Annotated in this window: 32 protein-coding genes and 2 other RNA genes; 30 read left to right on the top strand and 4 right to left on the bottom strand. The window is 47.6% G+C overall.

Annotated elements, in window-relative coordinates:
* Positions 1-6 precede the first annotated feature (6 nt).
* From SELR_RS09175 to SELR_RS09060, 27 genes are all read left to right on the top strand, one after another.
* Positions 7-447, top strand: coding sequence for a phage holin family protein (locus tag SELR_RS09175; protein ID WP_041914355.1), 441 nt, complete (start codon positions 7-9; stop codon positions 445-447).
* A gap of 3 nt (positions 448-450) precedes the next feature.
* Positions 451-654, top strand: coding sequence for a hypothetical protein (locus SELR_RS09170; RefSeq protein WP_014424947.1), 204 nt, complete (start codon positions 451-453; stop codon positions 652-654).
* Positions 654-1,211: an N-acetylmuramoyl-L-alanine amidase family protein gene (locus SELR_RS09165; RefSeq protein WP_014424946.1), complete on the top strand. Its 558-nt coding sequence runs from the start codon at positions 654-656 to the stop codon at positions 1,209-1,211. Before SELR_RS09170 ends, SELR_RS09165 begins: the two co-directional genes overlap by 1 nt.
* The gene (locus SELR_RS09160; protein WP_014424945.1) at positions 1,211-1,414 is read left to right on the top strand and encodes a hypothetical protein; all 204 of its coding nucleotides are present in this window, start codon (positions 1,211-1,213) and stop codon (positions 1,412-1,414) included. Before SELR_RS09165 ends, SELR_RS09160 begins: the two co-directional genes overlap by 1 nt.
* A gap of 80 nt (positions 1,415-1,494) precedes the next feature.
* Entirely contained in the window at positions 1,495-1,713 is a 219-nt protein-coding gene (locus tag SELR_RS09155) for a hypothetical protein (protein ID WP_158645796.1), read from the top strand.
* A 373-nt stretch (positions 1,714-2,086) separates the two neighbouring features.
* Complete coding sequence (locus tag SELR_RS09150; RefSeq protein WP_041914353.1) at positions 2,087-2,320, top strand: hypothetical protein; 234 nt, start codon at positions 2,087-2,089, stop codon at positions 2,318-2,320.
* 106 nt (positions 2,321-2,426) lie between these two features.
* Complete coding sequence (locus tag SELR_RS09145) at positions 2,427-2,687, top strand: type II toxin-antitoxin system RelB/DinJ family antitoxin (RefSeq protein ID WP_014424943.1); 261 nt, start codon at positions 2,427-2,429, stop codon at positions 2,685-2,687.
* Complete coding sequence (locus tag SELR_RS09140) at positions 2,684-2,959, top strand: type II toxin-antitoxin system YafQ family toxin (protein WP_014424942.1); 276 nt, start codon at positions 2,684-2,686, stop codon at positions 2,957-2,959. Before SELR_RS09145 ends, SELR_RS09140 begins: the two co-directional genes overlap by 4 nt.
* Positions 2,960-3,829: 870 nt before the next feature.
* Entirely contained in the window at positions 3,830-4,036 is a 207-nt protein-coding gene (locus SELR_RS18375; RefSeq protein ID WP_080585454.1) for a type II toxin-antitoxin system mRNA interferase toxin, RelE/StbE family, read from the top strand.
* Positions 4,037-4,897: 861 nt separating this feature from the next.
* Positions 4,898-5,314, top strand: coding sequence for a hypothetical protein (locus SELR_RS09135; protein ID WP_014424941.1), 417 nt, complete (start codon positions 4,898-4,900; stop codon positions 5,312-5,314).
* A 15-nt stretch (positions 5,315-5,329) separates the two neighbouring features.
* Positions 5,330-5,620: a hypothetical protein gene (locus SELR_RS09130; RefSeq protein WP_014424940.1), complete on the top strand. Its 291-nt coding sequence runs from the start codon at positions 5,330-5,332 to the stop codon at positions 5,618-5,620.
* Positions 5,621-5,632: 12 nt separating this feature from the next.
* Complete coding sequence (locus SELR_RS09125; RefSeq protein WP_014424939.1) at positions 5,633-6,094, top strand: defense against restriction DarA-related protein; 462 nt, start codon at positions 5,633-5,635, stop codon at positions 6,092-6,094.
* 14 nt (positions 6,095-6,108) lie between these two features.
* Positions 6,109-6,474, top strand: coding sequence for a hypothetical protein (locus SELR_RS09120; RefSeq protein WP_014424938.1), 366 nt, complete (start codon positions 6,109-6,111; stop codon positions 6,472-6,474).
* A 12-nt stretch (positions 6,475-6,486) separates the two neighbouring features.
* Complete coding sequence (locus SELR_RS09115) at positions 6,487-6,732, top strand: hypothetical protein (protein WP_014424937.1); 246 nt, start codon at positions 6,487-6,489, stop codon at positions 6,730-6,732.
* Between the two features lie 79 nt (positions 6,733-6,811).
* Positions 6,812-7,522: a hypothetical protein gene (locus SELR_RS09110; protein WP_014424936.1), complete on the top strand. Its 711-nt coding sequence runs from the start codon at positions 6,812-6,814 to the stop codon at positions 7,520-7,522.
* Positions 7,519-7,830, top strand: a complete 312-nt coding sequence (locus tag SELR_RS09105) for a hypothetical protein (RefSeq protein WP_014424935.1) — start codon at positions 7,519-7,521, stop codon at positions 7,828-7,830. Before SELR_RS09110 ends, SELR_RS09105 begins: the two co-directional genes overlap by 4 nt.
* 289 nt (positions 7,831-8,119) lie before the next feature.
* On the top strand, positions 8,120-8,449 hold the full coding sequence (locus SELR_RS09100) for a hypothetical protein (RefSeq protein WP_014424934.1): 330 nt from the start codon (positions 8,120-8,122) through the stop codon (positions 8,447-8,449).
* Between the two features lie 61 nt (positions 8,450-8,510).
* Complete coding sequence (locus tag SELR_RS09095; protein ID WP_041914351.1) at positions 8,511-8,903, top strand: hypothetical protein; 393 nt, start codon at positions 8,511-8,513, stop codon at positions 8,901-8,903.
* A 2-nt stretch (positions 8,904-8,905) separates the two neighbouring features.
* Entirely contained in the window at positions 8,906-9,187 is a 282-nt protein-coding gene (locus SELR_RS09090) for a hypothetical protein (protein ID WP_041914350.1), read from the top strand.
* 375 nt (positions 9,188-9,562) lie between these two features.
* Positions 9,563-9,895: a DUF7698 family protein gene (locus SELR_RS17790; RefSeq protein WP_014424932.1), complete on the top strand. Its 333-nt coding sequence runs from the start codon at positions 9,563-9,565 to the stop codon at positions 9,893-9,895.
* Between the two features lie 19 nt (positions 9,896-9,914).
* Positions 9,915-10,076 (top strand): hypothetical protein, encoded by a 162-nt coding sequence (locus tag SELR_RS18880; protein WP_158645795.1) that lies wholly within the window; start codon positions 9,915-9,917, stop codon positions 10,074-10,076.
* 8 nt (positions 10,077-10,084) lie between these two features.
* An RNA gene (locus tag SELR_RS18140) (hammerhead ribozyme type II) lies at positions 10,085-10,151 on the top strand.
* Positions 10,152-10,165: 14 nt separating this feature from the next.
* On the top strand, positions 10,166-10,372 hold the full coding sequence (locus SELR_RS09080; RefSeq protein WP_014424931.1) for a hypothetical protein: 207 nt from the start codon (positions 10,166-10,168) through the stop codon (positions 10,370-10,372).
* A 2-nt stretch (positions 10,373-10,374) separates the two neighbouring features.
* Positions 10,375-10,782, top strand: a complete 408-nt coding sequence (locus SELR_RS09075) for a DUF3846 domain-containing protein (RefSeq protein WP_014424930.1) — start codon at positions 10,375-10,377, stop codon at positions 10,780-10,782.
* A gap of 16 nt (positions 10,783-10,798) precedes the next feature.
* Positions 10,799-11,494, top strand: a complete 696-nt coding sequence (locus SELR_RS09070) for a hypothetical protein (RefSeq protein ID WP_014424929.1) — start codon at positions 10,799-10,801, stop codon at positions 11,492-11,494.
* A gap of 1 nt (position 11,495) precedes the next feature.
* Complete coding sequence (locus tag SELR_RS09065; RefSeq protein WP_014424928.1) at positions 11,496-12,131, top strand: JAB domain-containing protein; 636 nt, start codon at positions 11,496-11,498, stop codon at positions 12,129-12,131.
* 73 nt (positions 12,132-12,204) lie between these two features.
* Positions 12,205-12,441 (top strand): hypothetical protein, encoded by a 237-nt coding sequence (locus tag SELR_RS09060; RefSeq protein WP_014424927.1) that lies wholly within the window; start codon positions 12,205-12,207, stop codon positions 12,439-12,441.
* Positions 12,442-12,555: 114 nt separating this feature from the next.
* Here the strand turns inward: SELR_RS09060 and ssrA are convergent.
* Positions 12,556-12,896, bottom strand: a transfer-messenger RNA (tmRNA) gene (ssrA, locus tag SELR_RS17980).
* 163 nt (positions 12,897-13,059) lie between these two features.
* On the opposite strand from ssrA, the gene SELR_RS09050 reads away from it, so the two are divergent.
* Together SELR_RS09050 and SELR_RS09045 are read left to right on the top strand one after the other, a co-directional pair.
* On the top strand, positions 13,060-15,045 hold the full coding sequence (locus SELR_RS09050) for a methyl-accepting chemotaxis protein (protein ID WP_014424926.1): 1,986 nt from the start codon (positions 13,060-13,062) through the stop codon (positions 15,043-15,045).
* 322 nt (positions 15,046-15,367) lie between these two features.
* On the top strand, positions 15,368-16,321 hold the full coding sequence (locus SELR_RS09045) for a magnesium transporter CorA family protein (RefSeq protein WP_014424925.1): 954 nt from the start codon (positions 15,368-15,370) through the stop codon (positions 16,319-16,321).
* On the opposite strand, the gene SELR_RS09040 is transcribed toward SELR_RS09045, so the two are convergent.
* The 3 genes from SELR_RS09040 to SELR_RS09030 are packed head-to-tail and all read right to left on the bottom strand — an operon-like array spanning position 16,318 to position 19,154.
* Complete coding sequence (locus SELR_RS09040) at positions 16,318-17,574, bottom strand: purple acid phosphatase family protein (protein WP_014424924.1); 1,257 nt, start codon at positions 17,572-17,574, stop codon at positions 16,318-16,320. The two genes, SELR_RS09045 and SELR_RS09040, sit on opposite strands and share 4 nt — an antisense overlap.
* A 6-nt stretch (positions 17,575-17,580) precedes the next feature.
* The gene (locus SELR_RS09035; RefSeq protein ID WP_050992763.1) at positions 17,581-18,309 is read right to left on the bottom strand and encodes a TVP38/TMEM64 family protein; all 729 of its coding nucleotides are present in this window, start codon (positions 18,307-18,309) and stop codon (positions 17,581-17,583) included.
* Entirely contained in the window at positions 18,306-19,154 is an 849-nt protein-coding gene (locus SELR_RS09030; protein ID WP_014424922.1) for an AraC family transcriptional regulator, read from the bottom strand. The genes SELR_RS09035 and SELR_RS09030 overlap by 4 nt, the downstream gene beginning before the upstream one ends.
* 91 nt (positions 19,155-19,245) lie before the next feature.
* Here SELR_RS09030 and SELR_RS09025 point away from each other — a divergent pair, with 91 nt between their 5' ends.
* A complete protein-coding gene (locus SELR_RS09025) occupies positions 19,246-20,439 on the top strand; it encodes a GspE/PulE family protein (RefSeq protein ID WP_014424921.1) in 1,194 nt (397 codons plus the stop codon).
* Positions 20,440-20,489 lie beyond the last annotated feature (50 nt).

The raw sequence follows: 20,489 nt of genomic DNA, 5'->3' as shown, positions 1-20,489 counted from the left end.
GAGTTTATGGAGTGTATATTAAGTTTTATTCGCGGTATCGCGCCGACGAATATGGAAGTACATTTCGGTGCTATATGGGCGACCATAGGCACAGTGTTATCGGTAATGATGGGGTGGAACGAAGTGTTAGAGGCATTGATTTACATTATGGTGCTTGACTACCTCACGGGCGTAGTTGCAGCATACATCAACCCCGATTTGGCGTTGAACAGTCAGCGAGGGTTCAAGGGCATAGCGAAGAAGGCTATTATCATGTTCCTTGTGTCGCTGGCATATAGGCTTGACTGTCTTGTCGGTAAAGAAATTATGCAATATGCGGTGATGTGGTTTTTTATCAGTAACGAAAGCCTGTCAATTATTGAAAATGCGGCAAAGGCAGGAGTACCGATACCGACAAGGTTCAAGGAATCGTTGGAGCAGTTGGCAAAAGAGAAGCAGGCAAGATAGGTTGTGGGCAGGGCGAACCTGCCCTTTTTGATTGGAGTGGTGATGATGATTCCATCTTTGCAGTGGCATGAGTTGGCAGAAAAGGTCTTAGCTGCCACCGCCTTAATGAAGCAGTACCATTTGCGGGACGACCTTGTACCGCAAATTGAGGAACAGTTGTTCAAGGAGTGTCCATATCCTAAGTATGCTGAAAGGAATGATAAGTGATGAAAGTTTATTTGAATCCTGGCCATGATGTTGAGTACGATAGTGGTGCTTGTAACCCCGACAAGAACTTGCGGGAAGCTGACGTTGCATTGCGTATCGGTGAAAGAGTCAAGAAGTACCTTGAATCGGCAGGGTGTGAGGTTCGCATGTTACAGTCCGACAACCTTTGCGGGTGGGATTGCAGACGTTCTGACCGTCCCGTTGCCGTCACCGAGGACGCAAACGAATGGAACGCAGATGTTTTTGTGTCCATTCATTGCAATGCCTACAACACCGAAGCAAGTGGTTGTGAGGTTGAGTGCTACGGAGCAGGATTGGGCGAAACGCTTGCAACCTGCATCTACGACCAAATTGTTGACAATATCCCGCTGAAACGGCGCGGTGTACGGCATATGCCCGCCCTTATGGTGTTGAAGTACACCGACATGCCTGCCTGCCTTGTTGAAACCGCATTCATCGACAACGACGGCGACGCCGACCTGCTCATTGAGCGCGAGGACGAATTTGCGCGGGCGATTGCAAGAGGTGTAACCGATTATCAGTGCGAGGTGGAATGATGGTACAGTACGTTTATTCCCAAGAGCCGTTGACGACCACGGAAGTTCAGCGGGTGAGATACCTGCTTAGATTTTCCAAGCACCCGCTACGGAGCATTGCAAATTTATGCGACAGGTATGTTGGGGCTGACAAGAAGGGCATCTACTTTGATACCAAGCGGGGCAAGCTGAAAACGCCCATTGAGTATGAGGTGCAGGCATGATTGAGAAGTTGAAGGTTGTTTTTACCGCCGCCCGCCTTTGGTGGCAGGTGGCTAGTGCATACAGAAAGGTTGATGATACTATGTTGACGATTAATCAGAACGGTCAGAAGGTGTCTTTGTGGGGCACGTTGGCGCAGATGGCGATTGTGGGCGTTGCGTCCTACGGCATGGCAAAGGCGGAGAACCCCAAGACGGATTGGACGGCGTACCGCGACTCCATGTTGCAGAACATGGCACAGGTTGCACTTCCTGCTGCACTTGCCCTGGTCCCGACCATGAACAAGCAGGCTGACAAATAAATCCATCGTATGAGTATGAAACCACCTTGCCGTCCGCAGGGTGGTTTTTTTATTTTATGCAAAATATTTTGCATATCACACGGCGGATATGTCTGTCATACGTGGACGCTCTCAACGCTTATATATCAACGATTCCCACCGCATTTTGCCTACAATGTGCGTCTATTGGATTTTCCATATACTTATACCAACAATGACGAAAAATCGCTCTATGACGCTCATATTGATTTTCCAAGGATTTGACAAATGCAAATTACTTGTTCTCGCTTGCCCTGTGTGCTACAAACAAGGACACGCCACCGCTTTGTATCTATGGTGATAAGTGCTATAATGAAGGCAACAACAATCGTCAATCAAAAAGGAGCGAGTGACCATGAAGGATACAATGCACATCAATTCCACTGCCACGATTGAACACATTGGCGTTTCCGTCAGAATGAACGGTGAAGTTCCGTTTGATACCGTGAACGAGGTTCGGGTGTTGTTACGTTCACTTCGGAGCGCCAACAACGCCTGCCTTGTAAAGCATTATACAGAGAAAGTCCACGATGTATTGAGCACCGCCTTGAAGCGTCATGCAAAAATGCAATACCGTATCAGTGCTTGACTTGTTTTTGCTCATGTCCCTGCCTGTGAAGGTGGGGGCTTATTTTTATGTGCATTATATTGTAATTACATTGTCACTATAGTATAATATAAGTGGAGGTGGTAATATGGCAACGGCAATTTTACAAGTCCGTGTCAATGATGAATTGAAAAAGCGAGTTGATATGCGCTTAAAGCGCATGGGCTTGAACATGAGTACGGCAGTCAATATGCTTATGCACCAGATTGATATTCAAGGTAAAATCCCTTTTGAGATTGTTGACCAATCGAGTAGCCTGCAACAATCTATCAGTGACATTGAAGCTGGGATTGGGCTTAGTAAGGTGTATGACAACCCGGAAGAACTTTATAAGGACTTGGGAATATGAAACTAAAACTACAAGTCTACACGCAATTCAAGAAAGATGTGAAATTAGCAAAGAAACGTCACTATGATATGTCACTGCTCAAAAAGGTCATTGATACATTGGCAAATGGAGAGAAGTTGGATGACAAATATCGTGACCATGCCTTGGTCGGGAATTATGTAGGCTATCGAGAGTGCCATATTCTGCCGGATTGGTTGTTGGTTTACAAAATAGTTGATAATGAATTGACGTTAGTTCTTGCAAGAACAGGAACGCATAGCGACTTGTTCTGACTGACATCCCCTGCCTGTGAAGGTAGGGGATTTTTTTATTTTTAGAGGGGGGTGGGACATTGTCCCATTGGTGTCCTTTTGATGTCACAAAAAAGTCACGGAAATGATGTAAAAATGATGTAAAAAATGATGTAAATGAAACGCATCAAAAATCGGTTTTTTGTATGCGGTTTAATTAAAAACCACCTTACTCCCACAAAGGGGGTGGGACATTGTCCCCCGTTTGTCCCGACATTTTCCACCAGAGATAGAGTATAGAGATAGATATAAAGAAATATATAAAGAAAGTCATCACCTTGTCGGTGATGGAGTGTTTTGTTGTCGCTTCGCTCCCTTTGAGAAGGAATATGTCAAAGGGCGAGAAAGTGCCAAGGAATGGACGGCAGTACCTTCACAGGAACAAACTCACACCCCTCAAAAAGAAGATGGAGGACTGGTAGGAAGGGTGGGGAGTAGTATATAACGAATAGATGCCCGCATTTGTTCCTCACGTCGTCCACAAGCCCCGCCTACCCCATTATCCCTATATTTATATACTCCAACAATCAAACGCGCTTATACGCTCGTATAGACGCTTTATAAGCCGAATGCAGTTTTGGAGATTTAGAGGGATGCCGTATTTTGGAATATTGACAGTATAGTACAAGCTAAATGTCCCCGCATTTGCCCCTCATGTCGTCCACAAGGGGCTTATATGTGTCAATCCATATACTTATATACCCAAGGCGACAAAATGGCTTATAGAGTGTATTAAGGCGTTCTAAAGCGAAATCGCAATTTTACGGGTCATAAGCAGAGCGAAAAACCGCCGATATAAGCAGCACTTTTGCAGATAAACACATCACAAAAATATAATATAATAGAGTTTTTATTTCAAATAAACACTTTACAAATAATGTATATAGTGATAGAATAAAAGTATCAAAAAACACATATCAAAAACATGGAGGAATGGAAAATGAAAAGGGTTTGTGGTTGGGTGATATCCTACCGGATTGGTTGTTGGTTTACAAAATTGTTGATAATGAATTGACATTAGTTCTTGCGAGAACAGGAACTCATAGTGACCTATTTTGATGGTTTCCCCTACCTTCGCGGGTAGGGGCTTTTTTTATGCAAAATAGCCGTCAGCCCTTATTCCACCTCATTTGTGAAATTCACAAATCCATTTGTGGGATTCACAAAATCCATTTGTGAAATTCACAAACCAATACCAGTTATAAACACATATATAAACCATATAGTATAAATACTATATTCATCATCGTGCCGATGATGGGCGTGTTGTTGTCGCTTCGCTCACTCTGAAAAAGTGGCAGGTGGCAGGGTGTAACCTCGGAAGGCAGGGAGCAGCAGGAAGGCAAATGCCCACCTTCTCAAAGTCGGGAAAGGCAGTATCGGGGAGGCAGGGGAATAACACACAACGCACACATGCCGTTATTCGCCTCTCACGTTGCCTGTAAGCCTCGTCTGCCCCTTTACCCATACATTTATATACCACGCAGGTTAAACACGCTTAGAAAGGCTTATACAGGCCCGCTTAGAAAGGTTTATACGGGCCTCTAAAGTCAAACGCATATTTCACATGATTTTTTAGGGAGCAAAACGCTGCACTCTGCACAATAGGGAGTAAGTAACGATGGCAATGTGCTCCTAGATAGCCCTCACGTTGCCTACAAGGGCGGTCTATGTGCTTATTCATATACTTATATACCTTTTGGCATAACACGGCTTATACGGCTTTTAAAAGCGTTACAAGGCAAATCTATGTTTTGAGCAGAGTTGTTATACTAAAAAAGATGTTCTGATAAGCGTAAAATATATTACAAAAAAATATAAATTTATTGATATTATTTGAATTAATAGCTTTACAAATAATATCACCTGTAGTAGAATAAAAGTATCAAAAAACACATATCAAAAACGGAGGAATGGAAAATGAAAACGGTTTATGGTTGGGTGAATGGCACTCCGGTATATTCTGCCGATGAATATGTTTACGCATGCAGAGGGTTTGGCGCGATTGAAAGCGACGAAGAACTCATGGCTTTTGCTGAAAAGGCAAGCAACGGTTGGTCTGATGCGGGGTGGAAACGTACTTTTGCATCGTACTATTTGTCCGACTATGCTTTGGCAGAGCCTTGCCGTTCCCTCACCCGAAAGGAGTTTGGGCGTCTGAAAGAATTGCAGGCAGAAGTCAGAAAGGCAGAAGAAGAAGCCGAGAAAGCGAAAGAGTGGAAGTACGTCACCACCTACTACTACGCCGACAACTCGACAGAAGAATTGTGGCGCAATAAGTTTGGCGAGGAAAAGAGAGTTTTGGTCGAAGGCCCTCACGGGGACGCATGTTACTGAAAGGAGCGAGGGAAAATGAAAAGCGTATATGAGATTGCCTTGAAACGCTACAACGCCATCATGGAGTCAACCGGAAAGGAGCACTTGACAATCGAAACGCAGTTGAGCGAGAACACCGAGGGTTGGAACGTGGCAGACATGGTTGCCGAGTGCAAGGCGCAGATTGAGTTCTGCAACGACGCAATATATGGGGCGGACACTGAAACAAGTTATGAGTACCGCCTTGAGCGGACAAAGTTTGAACGGTTCGTAAAGCGGTTCGCACCGCAGATTGGCAATGTGAAAACGATTGTTGAGCATGTCTAAGGAGGAATGAGTATGAAGGCGTATAAGTATTACCTGCGTGAACGTCCATTAAGCCCAGGGGCGTTGCCGAAAGACTTTGTTGGCTATGTCGGGAGTGATACAGTCGGCGGGAGATATGGCGCAGTTTACTATGAGCGCAAGTTGACTGCCAAGGAGATTAAGGACTATGAGTTGGGTGTAAGTTTTGAGGTGCTCGAAGATACGATTGAAAGCGTCAAGGCTCGTGTGTCGGCAGGCGAAAAGGTGCTTGTTCGGGTGCTGACGTATCGGGAGGTTGAAAACGCTTATGGTCAGAGCATGAAAGAGCTGGTGACTGATGGCATCATCAACCCCGACATGGCAGAGCATTTTGGCAAGGTCGTTCAGTTGACAGGGTGGGTGCAGGACAAGGATATGGCGTATACCGATTTCGAGGTTGAGCATGACTTTGTTCACCTGCAAGACGCATTGTTTGCATGGGAAGAAGTAGAGTAATGGAGGTAATGAAAATGAGCAAGAGAGAAGAAGTAGCGTTCGAGGTGTTGTGTGACATTAACGCATGTGCCTATTGGTTGTCGTCATTGGATGTGTGTGACGATAAGGGCAATAAGGTAAGCCACGAAGTTTATGAGGAATTGCGTACCAAGGCGAAACGTCGCGTGAAAAGCCTTTGCCGTGAAGATGTTTGGCTTGAAGGAATGAAAAACGGCTACTGCTTGAAAGCCGAACCGGACGACGACGAACCTGTTATTGTGACGTATGACAGGTTATTGAAAGCCTGCAACGGCTATGACATTGACGACAGTTATTTTGACGGTTGCGCCGTTGACCGCATTTTTCAGACCGCGTGTTTTGGCAAAGTCGTATACGGCTGACGAGGTGCTATCATGTATGCGATAATGGCAAAAGATAACCTGCAGCGGGCGATTGGGTATTGGAACAAGGTATTGCCCAATGGCAACTATGACTACGACGACATGATTGGGGTGTTGCAGGAGCACAAGGAGAACTTTGGCATTGACCTGTCAGACGCAGACATAGCCGAGATTGTCAATGTTGAAGGGATAGAAGCGATTAACCTGTATGCAGAAAATGTCACGATTGAGCGTGTACCGTGGGAGGATTTGAAATGACGAAAGAAGAAATTGTTAAGGCACGCATCAAATGAGTTATAATATTGGCAAGTGAGTATGACGAAGGAGTAAAGATGGCATGAGGGCAGAAACGAATATTGACATGGTGCGGGACGTTACGAAACGGTTGTTTGATGTGGTGGAGATTACGCCAACGGCGGGGGTGGAGAAGTTTTGGGTATGTTCTCACCCCTTCACCACCTCCACCATGTCTGTGAACCCACGGACAGGGGAAGCCCTTGACTTGACGCAGAAAGCAGACTTCGCCAAGTACCGAAAAATGATGTTTGAAACCATTGATAAGTGTGACCTGCCACAAGTATGCGTCCTTGTTCAGACCGCATACAAAATGACATGGTTCAAGTATTGTTCGCCGTACATGGGGAGGAAAGATTATGCCGAAATGCTGAAAGAGTGTTGGGTGACGGAAGAAAACCCGAACCAAGACGCGAATGTGAGCACGACGGAAGCGGTCAAGTTGTTCCGCAAGGCAAGCAAGCGACACATCATGGACGCAGAGGAAATGGCGTATTTTGAAAATCTGCCCGACGTGGTGACTGTGTTTCGTGGCGTTTCCCCCGGACGCGAGAGGTTGGGGCTTAGTTGGACTGACAACCGCGAGAAAGCGGAGTGGTTCAAGTCAAGGTTCGAGCGTGACGGCAAGAAGGGTATTTTGCTGACCGCCACCATTGCCAAGAAGGACGTATTGGCGTACATCAATGCCCGCGACGAGCGAGAGATTGTTGCTGACATACGCAAGCTGAAAGAGGTGCAGGAGGTTGCAAAATGAGTAAGAAGCGCAAGATAATCAAAATCCCCATCAATACGGCGGTGCAGACATACAAGGGCATACGCTTGATGTGTATTGACAGGGATGATTACCACGTTAAGTTCGCCAAGCGCTTTACGATCAATGGCACCAATCAGAATGTGTGGATTCCAAACAAGCACCTGGCTCCCGATGGCACTTTGAAACAGGGGGAGAACATTGACTATGTGTTTATGAAATCCCGCAGGCAGTGTGAGATAGCAGGTGTCAACTTGCGAGAAGTGTGGTCGTGGGACATACAGAACGGCGACAAGGATATATGGGAATGACAGAAGCCCCGGAATGGGGCTTTTTTCTTTGCCTGGACGTAGAAAAGCAAATAGTCCTCCAAGAGAATGCCTCACGCCGCCTACAACGAAGTTTAAGGCGGTAGCCTATACAATCATATTCACCATGAAAAAATTGCTCACAACGGCGCATATCGAGTCTTATGGCAAAAACGAAAAAACGCTGCATTTTTATTGGGGATATTTAATTAATAGCTTTACAAATAATTGCAATAGTAGTAGAATAAAAGTATAGGAAATTAATAAATTGATTTACGGAAGGTGAGGTTAAATGAAAGACAAGATGAATTATCTCGTAACCGTTGGATTGGAATGTGAGCACGTTACCTTATCTATTCACGGATATACGTTTGAATCGCTCCAACAAATCATTCTGCAAAAAGTTGATGTGATTGCGAAAATGAATACAGAGTTTTGTGCTTTACAGGAAAAAGGTTACGTTAATAACGCAACCAAGGTTGAAAAAATGAGCGAATATCTTTACGAGGGTGAATATCTTGAAGCCAGGGCGCTTGCGGATTATATCAAGGCATTAGCAGAAGATGGTTTGTTCAATGGGGCGGTTCACATCAACAATGATTTAGTCTGCATCGGTTGTTAAAATTCAAGCAGGTATGGAGAGGGCGCAAGCCCTTCCCATACATCATAAGGAGGAAATGAAAATGGGTTTTTTCAGTTGGACGACGAGCGACACGGAACGCAGTATTTCAAACATGTATAGCACGAAGGGGGCGTTGCCTGTTTACCTTCTCTGCCCCGATGGAACAAAGATACATGAGCAATGCTATGAGGGCTATGGAGTATTCGGCGGGAGCGACGCATACGCATTGTTGGCAAGATGGAACGCACCGAATGAGTGTAACGGCGACGACGACCACGACAGATTGGTAGGCATTAACCTGCAATGCCACCGCAAGAGTGAAGTCAAGTTCCCCCTCAAATTTGTGGAAGATGGCAGTTTGAACTATGACGAGGTAGACGAATCGGAGGATTGCCCCATGCAAGGCTTTTTCTATGAGGACGAGGACGAGGGCGAGGACGAATGGGAGGAATGAAAATGTTGATTAAGAGATATTTGGACGCATTGGAAGAAGCCTGTGGGAATATGTCGGGGTGTTGGTTCTTTGGGGTTGTTACCCCGGAAACAGTGAGAACCGAACGGAGGATTGACAGACTGACCAAGCGACTTGTTGACGCAGGCGCAAGCCTGTATGCGATCACGAAGTTCAAGGAGTGTGCATCATATTTTGGCGCGGAAGATGGCAATGTTTCGTATGAATGGAATGAGTCTGGGATGGCAATGTTTCGAGAAATGATATTGGAAGAAACGCAAGTTTGAAAGATGGAAGTTACCCTGTCAGTCAAATGGCAGGGTATTTTTTTACATAGAATTGTTCGCAAAACGTGGACGCTCTCACGCCAATAATATCAAGGGTTCTAGTCGCATTTTGTTTCTACGCCCTACCTATTGGAAAATCAATATACTTATACCAATAATCGGGCAACGACGCTCACAACGACGCTCACAAGGTCAAAACAGTAAATCAGTACGCAGGGGAACAAGAAAAAATGCCGACTGACTATGCTATCTGTCCTGTAAAAAAACACACCAAAAACTTCAATTATTTTAATTAAATACTTTACAAAAAGTTACCAATGTAGTATAGTATAAGTATAGAAATTAATTAAACACATTACGAAAGGCGGAGTTAAAATGACTAAGGCAATGGAACGTAAGTTTGAAGAATTGGTGGCAGTTCGGACGGAAACGGGCAACAAGTACCTTGACCTCCACGATGTTATTTGGGACAACGAAATTGAGGAATACATCGAGGGCTTCAAAAAGATGGGCGAAGAAAAGTTCACCATCAGCGTGGGGCAGGGGAGCTTGATTGAAGTTCTTGCCCGTTTCCAAGAGTTGGGTTGCAAGATTGAAGGTGTCGTTGATTACCGCGACAAATACCGCATGTTCGATGTGGAATGTGTCGGGAATGGAATTAAGCAAGTTCCGCATTATGAAAAAGCACTGCTCGTAAGCATCGCATAAGAGAAAGGGGGGATTTGAAATGGAAAGAATAAGAGGGTATTGGGGGAGAAGTTCTGACAACCTGCCAAGCAACTACTGGGAGCCTCAACCGGATGAAGAAGATTTGGAACGCATAAAACGCGAATACGACGAGGGTGAGAGGGAGTGTTGGCTACCCGATGAACCCATCCCCTTCGAGTAAAATTGATAAGCCGAAACACCCGCAAGGGTGTCTGCCGAGGATTGACCACCACGGCACTGATGATGGCAGGTCACAATGGAGGAATGAATATGGGAGAAGAAAAGAAAATATGGTATGGCGTGACAAGTTCCTATGATGATAAGGGGCATGTCGCTGCATCAATAACAATGGCGGTGGAATCGAAAGAAGCACCGAAGCCGTCATTCACAGAAACCCAACGTCGTGATATTTATACGGATTGGTTTGAGAGTGAAGCCGAAGCGAAGGCGTTTGTCGAGAAAAGCAGGAGGGCATGAAAATGAATGTGTTAGTGCAGGATGTAAGCGTTTTGAATGATGGCAAGTATTTCGCCGTAACGAAGGTATGTGAGATTGATGCAGGCAACACCCTGCAGGCAATGTATGACCTCATTGGGTGCGATACGGTAGATTACCGTTCCTTCACCATCGAAGGGCATGAATATGACGCATGGTTTGACGACGAGTTCTTGTTTGCAGACAAGCAGATACCTTCTGCTTTGCTCACTGAGGACGAGGGGTGGGGGAGCAACGTCCTTATATGCAACAATGTTTTCTATGCTCGTTCTGACATGGAAGGTGGCATGGTTGGATTGACCGACGAGGACGTTGAACGTCTGAAACGGTGGCAATCGAAGTCAATGAGCAAGGCGATAAAGTATGCAAGAGTAGTTGGAATGATTGGTTGATAGGAGGAAAAACATCATGGGAGATTACGCATATCGCAAGAGTGACAACGAGAGAATTAAGATTGGTACGTGTGGGGCAATGTACTATCTCACTTTTGACCAATGGGCAAATGGGGAGGTGTACGGCGAGGACGCAAATGGCATTGCCGAGTACCTTGAACACATGACATTCCGCCTGCCACTGGCAAGCGAGAAGGACGTTAAGGCAGGCGACTTCGAGTTCTACGGGTATAGCGGAGCAAAGCCTCTGCGAGTGTACTGTAAGAAGTACAAGGACAAGGAGGAAAAGGAGGTGACGGACTTCTACAAGGAGTTGCGGAAGTTCTGCCTAGACAATCCGTATAACATCAAAATGACCAAGACGTTAGGCAAGCGTCAAGGTTACAGTTGGGACGAAAGGACAGGGATATATGTGAACGCGCCATGTTACCACGGATTCATTCCAGACGAACCGCCGAAAGGTGTCGGGTATAACGGTTTCAATCCACATGTGCTTGCGATTGAAGGTGTCGGGATAAGACACGGAGAGGCACGAGTGATAATGTGTTGTGTGGCTTGCGAACATACGGTTTGTAGTCTGAACCTCAAAGATTTGGTGCAGAATTTCGGTTGTTTCTACGAAAGTACAGAGGATTGGGAATATTTGATTGACAGGCTTATGTTTATGGACAAATGGGCAAAGGAACATTGTGCTGAGAAGGAGGTTGGTTGACATGTGCGATATGAAGTTGCGTGAGAAAATATCTGAATACGGTGATAGGTTGGGAATGGAGATTTACACCACGCAGGAATTGTTCTCTATTCTGACAGGTGTTGACGCTGACAATTTCGGCAAAAATGATGAAATGCAAGTATCGAACATAATGCTCAATCCCGAAGTAATCAGCGGGATTGGGAAAAAGAAGGCAATGCAGATTAAGGCGGTATATGAATTGTCTGTCCGTATGGCTGAACATGACAAACGCAATTTTGGTATTCATGGCCCGAAAGACGTAGAAATATTCGCGTCGCCCCGCATGAAATATTTGCAGGTGGAGCATTTCGCAGTAATGCACCTTAACACCAAAAACCAAGTAATCGGATTTGAAACAATTTCCGAAGGTGGTTTGAGTTCAACAGTCGTTCACCCACGAGAAGTTTTCTTGTCAGCAATAAAGCATCATTCGGCTTCAATCATATTGGTACACAATCACCCATCGGGGGGGTTGTTGCCAAGCAAAGAAGATATAGCAATTACAGGACGGCTCGTAAAGTCGGGTGGAATATTGGATATTCCGGTTTTGGATCACGTTATTATAGGGAATGGGTATTGCTCAATGAAAGAAAAAGGATACATACCTCACAGATAATTAAGATAATGGTTGAACCCACGCTACGCCTGTGTTAGAATGTAAAGCAAAGAAACGAAAGGAAGTAATAGATATGCCAGGAAAAGCAACTCGTCCCGATGATAAACGCCATTTTAACAAAGGTGGTGGTAGTGGCAAAGGCGGTAGACCTGTTGGCTCGGTGAGTGCAAGAGGTCAGCGCGGTATTCACCAAATTCGTGCCTATGATGATGAATGGGAATTGATAAAAAGATTTATGCAGTTGACTCGAAAGGACATTGACAAGTGCAGATTTGCAGTCAATATGCTCAGTGCAGAATTGGACAAATGAGTCTAAAAATGAACACGAAAAAGGACACGCAATGGATAAAATTGCGTGTCCTTCTTGCATATACAGAATACCGAAAAGCGGCCATTTTTGAACCGAGTTCGGTAGGCGAACCAATGGTGGAGATGAGGAGAATCGAACTCCTGTCCGAAATACATCCACATCACAAGGCATTATCGCAATAGCTGGAGTATGCCAGCATCATAGAAGCGCAAACTCTGGGATTCAGAGTTCTCCACCATCCTCTTTTGCGAAAAAAGGAAAAACTGCTGCGCTTATTTGAAACCCTCAGCCCTGCCCGCAGCTAGTGATACCGAGGGGGCTGCTAAGCGCAAGGCTTAGGCAGCGTATGCGTAATCGAATTCGTCAATTACATTTAGCGGTTAAGAGTTAGGCTTCGTAACCATTGGCCTGCGAACCTCGTGGCTTCAATACCCCGTCGAAACCATTACATCCCCAAGAATGTTTTCTAAGTATACCATTTTTAATCTGGAAAAGCAAGAAAAAATATTCCGACCGTTCAAATTGCAGCAGGAGATTTTCGGTCGTGTGTAGAAATAATTGACTCAAATGGGTATCTGAATTTTGACGGATGTGCGGAACGATTAAGGGAGTGAAAACATGGGAATCAGGCAAAAATTCATCTTGCTGGCCGGTATTGTCGGCATAATCCTGATTGTGGTTTCAGCGACAGGGTACTATACGGCCTATGACAACCTGTCCGAATCCGTGAACGGGGAGATTGTGGCCAATGTCAGCACCGAACGAGAGCATGTGGATGGCTGGCTCAAGGAAAAAGCCAATGCCGTCACGGCACAGGCGAATCTGATGACAGATTATGAGAAGAGCGGCCTGGAAATGGACAATGAGGAGATGAAGTATTTACTGGGCACGGCTTCTTCCGACAAAGATTATCAGGAAATGACACGCGGTGACGAGGAGGGCATGTTCCTGCCCTATAACAGCCCGGATGAAACGGGCAAGACCGATCCGCGCAAGCGCCCTTGGTATGCGCAGGCCCGGGATGCAGGCAAGACCGTATACACGGAAGTTTACACGAGCAAGAGCACCGGAGACCTGGTGGTGTCGGCAGTTGCTCCCTTCTATGGAGAAAACAAGCAGTTCCGCGGGGCAATCTGCGGTGATATTACGCTTACTGTGCTAAAGGAACAGGTGCAGAAAGTCAAATACCGTGATCAGGGTATTGGCTATATCATCGAAAAGACAGGTAAGCTTCTGGCCACCTCCGGCAAGGAAGAGCCTATGTCTGAGGCCAAGAATATCAAGGGCGTAGGTGAAAAACTGGATGCCATGTTCCAAAAGGGAAATGGCTACTTTACTTATGAAGATGCAGATGGTGTAGAACAGCTTTGCGCTTACACCACGGTTCCTACCACTGGCTGGCTGATTGCCATGGCCGTGCCGACGGAATATGTCTTCGCCCCCATCCATCGACTGAAAGTAATCTATGGTGTATTGATTGTGATTGGCTTCCTGCTGGTTGTAGGCATGTGCCTTACTTTTGCCGCCCGCATCACGAAACCTATTGTGGCGTTAGAAGGACAGGCTGCGCAGCTGGCCGATGGCAATCTGCGGGTACCGCAGTTACCGGTTACCACCAGTGATGAGATCGGCTCAATGACCAATGCCTTCAATAAGATGCAGCAGAATCTCCATGACCTTATCGGCAAGATGGCGGCAACCTCGGAACAGGTGGCTGCAGCTTCCGAAGAGCTTACGGCCAATGCCCAACAGTCTGCAGAAGCCGCCGTGCATGTGGCAGAAACCATTGGCGAGGTATCTGCAGGTATGGATAAGCAGCTGGTGGATATCGATGGCGCCAAGAAGAATGTGGACAGCGTCTTTGTGGATATCACTGCCATGACGGAAAAGACCAGGAAGGTTTCGGAAGCGTCGGTCAATACTTCGGATGCAGCTAAACAAGGTGAACTGCTGATGAAGGATGCCACCACCAAGATGGAGCATATTGAGACCAGTGTCATGAACTCCGCTGATGTGGTGCGCACTTTGGGCGAAAGTTCCCAGCAGATCGGTCAGATTGTCGAGGCGATTTCCTCCATTGCTGACCAGACAAATCTTCTGGCACTCAATGCTGCTATCGAGGCTGCCCGGGCCGGCGAGCATGGCCGTGGTTTTGCGGTGGTAGCAGACGAAGTCCGGAAACTGGCGGCAGAATCCCAGGAGTCAGCTGAACAGATCAAGGCGCGCATCCTGACCATTCAGAACGATACGGCTCAGGCGGTCAAAGCGATGGAAGAGGGCAAGACGGAAGTGCAGTTGGGTGCCAAGGCTATCCGCGATGTGGGCGTGCAGTTCCAGGATATCATGGGACAGGTCAATGGCATCAAGACGCAGATCGATGAAATCAGTACGTCCGTGAATTCGGTATCCTCCGGTGCAGGCAATATCGTAGAAGCGGTGGATTCCATCGACAGCGTCAGCCGCAAGACGGCGGATCATACCTCCTCCATATCGGCGGCAACAGAAGAACAGTCGGCCTCCAACGAAGAGATTGCAGCGGCATCGCAGGCGTTGGCTAATCTCGCTTCGGATATGCAGGTGGCAATCAATAAGTTCAAATTGTAAGAGGAATATAAATTTGACCGGTCAGAATTGACCGGTCAAATTTGCATATTTGCCTATGGCAAAATTTGAACAACTGCGTTATGACGGAACAAGTCCGTCGAAACGCTGATTTGTGTATTTTGCCTATGGCAAAATTTGAACAACTGCGTTATAATACAATGTGGAAATTTTTTTGATGAAAGGTTGGTGAGGATAATGGACGATCACCCTGATACGGCAAACCCAAAACGATGTACTTTAACAACAGGGAGAACCGGCGCCATTATCCTGCACCGCTAAGATAACAGGCATGGCGGGGGACTCCACATAGAGAGGAGATATCATGCTAAAGATATATAAATCCCTGGAGAGCGGTCCTTTGCAGGAGCTGACTTTGAAGACGCTGGAGAAGGGGGCCTGGATCAATATTGTTGACCCTACGCCCTACGAGCTGAAAGTGGTCAGCAACCTGACAGAAGTTGATCCTGACTTTCTGCGCTCCGCACTGGATGATGAGGAACGCTCCCATACGGATATCGAAGACGATTCCGTCATGGTCCTGACCAATGTGGCGGTGAACCGGGGCAATGACAGTTATGATGCCTTGCCGTTGGCCATCATCATCAGTGAGGACTATATCATCACGGTTTGCCTGGAAGAAACGCCGGTAATGGCCGAGTTCAACGAGCGCACCGCCAAGCTCTTCCGCACTTATAAGAAGACGCGCTTCCTGTTCCAGATCCTCTATAAGTCTGCGACTTTTTATCTGCGTTATCTGCGTCAGATCAGCAAGCTTTCCGATGATATCGAGAACCAGCTGCGTCATGATATGAAGAACAGTGAAATCCTGCGCCTGCTGGAACTGCAAAAGGGCCTGACTTATTTTAATGCGGCCATCCGTTCCAATGGTGCGGTGCTGGACAAGCTCCTGCGCATGCGCAATAACCCGGCCCTGACGCCCATCCTCAAGGCTTATGAGGAAGATGAGGATCTGCTGGAGGATGTCATCATCGAGAATAAGCAGGCCAAGGAAATGGTGGAGATGTACAGCAAGATTCTGGCCCGTATGGCCGATACGTTTACCTCCATCATTGCCAATAACCAGAACCTGGTGATGAAATTCCTGGCCGCGATGACCATCATTATCGCTATTCCCACGGTTGTATCCAGTTTTTTCGGCATGAATGTGCCAGTGCCCTTTGCCGAAAGCAACAATGGTTTTTTGTATGTAATGATCATCGCCTTTGGCATCAGCATTACGGGCGCTTATGCCCTGTGGAAAAAAGATATGTTTTAGGCAATCTCATATGTTTCGATCAGCTCTCCGCTTACGGTATAACACGTAACGGAGAGTTTTTCGTTGCTGGCGTTGAGCAGCAGATAATTTTCCGGTGTGGGCTGATAGATGGCTGACCGGTCAAACGTCTTATCGGCTGGCACCGTATACTGCTGATTGCCGATTGGCCCACTCATGATGTAGACCGGGCCTTTTTCCGCAGGCTGCAGATGGTAGATATGCCCCCGGTTCCGATAAGTATGCATATGACCGGTCAGTACCAAATTGATGCCGAGTTCATCAAAAATGGGCATGAAGGCATGTCCCACATCGCTGATGCTCATCATGGTCTTGGAACCTTCCTGATATTCGTCGTAGGCAAGGATATCTTTATGCATGAGTACCACCTGCCATTTGGCACGGTGATTTTTTACATCCTGACGCAGCCAGATTTTTTGTTTTTCCAATAGATCCGGATGAATATCCTTGAGCTCCAGCATCTGGGTATTCAGCACGATAAAATGCACCGGGCCGTAATCGTAGGAGTAGTAGTAATTCTGCAATTCCGGCGTGCCATTGGCCGGCAGGTTGTAGCTGAGTTCATAGCGGTGGGGGCGGCAGAACTTCCAGATCAGGCTGTAGCACTCGTGATTGCCCATCACAGGTACATAGAGATGCTGGGGGAGTACGCCCTCGATATTGGCAAAGAAATTCTGCCATTGCCATTCCTGTTGGCCGTTGTCCACGATATCCCCCACAATGGCAAAGAAGTGAGCATCTGCATGGCGCTGCCAGATGGTGCGAAAGGCCTGCCCCCAGCCAGCATAAGTCTGTCCGCATTGGGAATCGCAGAAGATAATGGCAGAAAAGTTTTCAATTTTTGCCGGAGCAGTGCTGAAGGTCTGCCAGGAGGTGGCGATATTGCCCTGCCAGATACGATAATGGTAGGTACTGTCTGGGGTGAGGTCCTTTAGACAGCAGGTGTAATAATAATTGAAAACCCGGTCTTCCTCGAGACTTTCCATATTGACCGGCAGGTTTTTCATGGTGCCGTCAGGCCCCTGATATTGCAGGCGGCAGCCTTCCAGAGGCGTCTTGCTCTGCCACATGATGGTGCGGGAGTTGCGTGGATCAGCCGTTATGAGTTGGCGCAGGGCCTCGATGGGCAGCGTATCGTAAGCGGCAGCAGCCAGGCGGGGGAAGGCTGAGCTGAGTCCCAGAAAGAGGATAACCTTCCCCGCTAATGTCAAAAATTTTCGTCGCGAAAGCGTCATTGTGCATCACTTCTTTCTTTGTTCATGGCGCTCATAAAGCCAGGCCCCCACAATCAGGAGGATGGCCAGGATAATCACCACAATCATGCGGGTGGGATCTTCCTGATGGGTGATGGCATCATGGCCGATAATGGCTTCGATGCCCGTGGACGGGAATTTGCCCACAAAGGAAGCCACGACGTAATCCCGGAAGCGCATGGCGGACAGAGCGCCGATGGCATTGAGCATCACGGAAGGCAGATAGGGTACCATGCGGGCGATCAGCATGACCACAAAGCCCTGTTTGCCGCTGTACTTATCCAGGTTCGACAAGGTTTTGTTTTTGCTGATGATCTTTTCCGCCGCATCCCGGAAAAAGAACCGCAGCAGGATGAAGCTGATGGCCACGCCTACGGTCTCAGCCACCACGGACAGGAAAATACCCCAGCCAATGCCGAAGATCAGGGTGTTGGCCGTGGAGAAGATAATGGCTGGCGGGAAACCCAGTGCATTGACAAAGAGCGTCAACAGGAAACTGAAGATTACGGCGCCGGAGCCGAAGGAAGCGATATAATCGGCCGTTTCCTGGATGTCTCCCCGGGCCAGCAGACCGCACATATGGGGCAGAAAAGCCGGATTGAGCAGATGGATAACAACAAACAACAAAACAATAGCCGCCAGCGCTCCGAGCTTGACTACTTTTAAAGATTTCGTGAACTGCAAAAGAATTTCCTCCCTGTGTGAATTGGCAATCATTGTTTTCGGTAATCCCGCGGTGCGCATTTGAACATTTCTTTGAAGGCGCGGGAGAAGGTGGAGTAGTCGGCAAAGCCCACCTCTTCACAGATGGCAGTGATGGGCAGATCGGTTTTCAGCAGATCCCGGGCCAGCAGCAGGCGCTTGCTGCGGATATACTGATGAACGCCATAGCCGGTGTCGGCTTTGAATTTGCGCATCAGATAGAACTTGCTGATATAAGCTCTGGCAGCCAGGTCGTCGATGGAGAGTTCCTCTGCCAGATGGGCGTTGATATAAGTAATGATGCTCTGAATCTTGGGGTCATAAACCGCGTTATTGAGGCCGGCCAGTTCGTGTTCATGCAGAGAACGGTTCAGCAGGATCATGAATTCGATGAACATGATTTCCGTGAACAGGCCATTGGCAAAACCTTGTCCATGGGCTGTCTTTTCCAGCTTATCCATATGGAAGAGCAGGTCATGACTAGTGCCGGGGGGCTGATGCATGACGCTGCTGTTTTCCCGGGCGTAGGCAAAACATTGGGCCAGATCTGTGTGTTCCGCATCCTGCTCCTGCCAGCGGGCAAGAAAATCCGGCGCCACATAGATGACAATGCGTTCGTAATCTTTTTTTTCATCAGTGAAGACGGGCCGGTGGATTTCGCCGGCGGTGACAAAGACGATATCCCGGGGTGCCAGATGATAGGTTTTGCCTTCAATCACATAGTCCACAGCGCCGTCCAAGAACATAATTATCTTATGAAAATCGTGATAATGAAAAGGAATGGGCTTCAGGGCAGCATCTTTGAGGCGGAAGACGCGAAAATCGCTGACCAGATAGCCTTTCTTTTCATAGTCGCTCATAATATCATACCTCCGGATAGAACTTGTTCTAAGTATATTACATTATGGAGCAGGTGGCAAATAATCAGCAGGGATGGCAGGAGAAAAACATGTGCACAACGAACAGATATTTGATTTAATAATTTTTGAAGAAAAAGGTCGGGATGCTATGCAGAATGAGGATACATTTTGGCGTATTTTGCTCAATCAATGCCGTCAGGAACAGATTCCTGGCGCGGAAGGGACTACGGGGAGCAGCGCAGCCATGGTGCGGTTGGTGGATTTCCTGATCCTGCAGGCGCTGGAAGCCGGGGCCAGCGACCTGCATATCGAACCATGGGAACGGAGTCTGCGCTTCCGCCTGCGTGTTGATGGCCTGCTGCAGGTGATGCCTTGGCAGCTGCCGGGAGATCTGGCCCCCATGCTGGTGTCCAGGATCAAGGTATTGGCAGGCATGGACATTGCCAAGCATCAGCAGCCCCAGGATGGTGCCTTTATCTTTCAGGAACAGGGAAAAAAAGTGGATATCCGGGCAGCGTCCATGCCAGTGGCTGGCGGGGAGATGCTAGTGCTGCGCTTGTTGAACATGCAGGATGAGATGCTGACATTGAGCGAATTGGGCTTTACCGCTGAAAACGAGGCGAAATTCCGGGAACTCATCCATAGGCCGTCAGGTTTGCTCATCGTCTGTGGCCCCATGGGTTCAGGCAAGACGACGACGTTATATGCAGCCCTGCGGGAAGTGAACCGGGTGGAGAAAAACTGGCTGACCTTGGAAGATCCCATTGAACGTCATATCCAGGGAATCAATCAGATCCAGGTCAATCCGCAGGCCGGTCTTAGCTATGCAAACGGCTTGCGTGCCATTCTGCGCATGGATGCTCAGGGAATTCTGCTGGGGGAAATCCGGGATGAAGAAACGGCCATGCTGGCTGTGCGTATGGCATTGACCGGTCATTTGATCCTGACCACCCTGCATACGGAAAGTGCGGTGGCTGCGGTACTGCGCCTGCTGGAAATGAAGGTGCCGCCTTATCTTTTGGCGGCAACCTTGTCCGGGGTATTGGCCCAGCGCCTGGTACGGCGCTGTGTGGACAAGGAACAGGAACTCTATCGCGGCCGTCTGGCGCTGCATGAACTGATGGTAGTTGACAAGTCAATCCGGGAGGCCATCTTGATCGGTCAAAGTCAGGAACAGCTGGAGGCGCTGGCTTGGCAGGGCGGAATGCGAACCCTATGGTCTGACGGCGAGGCCAAAGCTGCGGCAGGGCTGACCACAAGGGAAGAATTGACAAGAGTGCTGTAGACAGTCCTTGACACATACCCCTCATAGGTATATGATGAATATACCCAAGA

It is taken from the genome of Selenomonas ruminantium subsp. lactilytica TAM6421, from assembly GCF_000284095.1.
GTDB lineage: Bacteria > Bacillota > Negativicutes > Selenomonadales > Selenomonadaceae > Selenomonas_A > Selenomonas_A lactilytica.
Note: the sequence above shows the minus strand (reverse complement) of the source record. Positions and strands in the feature narration are given on the sequence as shown.